The sequence below is a fragment of the Streptomyces sp. NPDC101166 genome (assembly GCF_044768125.1).
In the GTDB taxonomy this organism is placed as follows: Bacteria; Actinomycetota; Actinomycetes; order Streptomycetales; family Streptomycetaceae; genus Streptomyces.
In genome coordinates this window covers 1-1,213 of sequence record NZ_JBIWPF010000206.1, presented here as the reverse complement: position 1 = coordinate 1,213, position 1,213 = coordinate 1, and the positions used below count along the sequence as shown (strand labels likewise).

Below are 1,213 nucleotides of genomic sequence, written 5' to 3'. Positions count from 1 at the left end.
GGTCACCGCCTGCTGGTGGAAGACCGACGCGCCGAAGGCCGGCAAGAACGTCTACTACGGCAACGCGGTCGACCAGTCCGGGCAACCGTCGGTCTGCTGGTACGGCGGCACCTCACAGAGCGGCAGCAAGATCACGGTCACCCCGACCTTCGGGTGACCTGATCGGCCCGCCGCGGACCACCGGCCCGCGGCGGGTTGCCCTGTGGGAGCGGAAGATCCGCGCGTCAGTCGAAGACGATGACCTGGCGGAGGGCGTGGCCGGCGGCCAATTCGTCCATGGCGTGGTTGATCTCGTCGAGGCGGATGCGGGAGGAGACGAGGCGCTCGACCGGGAGGGTGCCCTCGCGCCACATGCGGACGAATTCGGGAATGTCGCGGGACGGGACGGCGGAACCGAGGTAGCTGCCGACGATGGTGCGGCCCTGGGCCACCAGGGCCAGCGGGGAGATACTGGCGCGGGCGTCGGGGGCGGGCAGGCCCACGGTGACCGTGGTGCCGCCGGGAGCCGTTGCGGCCACGGCGGTTTCGAAGGCGCGGATGTTGCCGGCGGCCTCGATGACGACTTCGGCCTGGATATTGTCGGCGACGATCTGCTGCGGGGTGTAGGCGGCGGTCGCGCCGAGTTCCAATGCGGTCTTCAGCTTCTCGGGGACGGTGTCGACCGCGATGACCTCCTGACCGGTGCTCGCGCGCAGGGCGGCGCCCACCAGCACCGCGGCCATGCCGACGCCGCCGAGACCGACCACCATGATGCGGTCCTCCGGGCCGGGCTTGGCCGAATTCAGCAGTGCGCCACCGCCGGTGAGGACGGCGCAGCCGAGCACGGCGGCCACCTCCGCGGGCACGTCGTCGTCGACGGGCACCACCGAATGGCGGTCGACGACAGCGTGGGTGGCGAACCCGGACACACCCAGGTGGTGATGGACCTCCACGCCGTCGCGGAGCAAACGCCGCCCGCCCGCGAGGAGTTCGCCCGCATTGTTGGCGAGACTGCCGGGCTCGCACGGGGTACGGCCGTCGGTGGCGCAGCCCGCGCAGGCGCCGCAGCGGGGCAGGAAGGTCATGATGACGCGCTGGCCGACGGCCAGGTCGGAGTCGCCGGGGCCGAGCGCCTCGATGCGGCCCGCGGCCTCGTGGCCCAGCAGCATGGGGACGGGGCGGACGCGATTGCCGTCCACCACGGACAGGTCGGAATGGCACAGGCCCGCCGCCT

At 72.2% G+C, this 1,213-nt stretch carries 1 protein-coding gene; it reads right to left on the bottom strand.

Annotated features, from left to right (window positions below; translation table 11 throughout):
- Window positions 1-224 precede the first annotated feature (224 nt).
- Window positions 225-1,213, bottom strand: a 989-nt coding sequence (locus ACIRS4_RS37760) for a zinc-binding dehydrogenase (RefSeq protein ID WP_404204727.1), incomplete at its 5' end; no start/stop codon positions are given.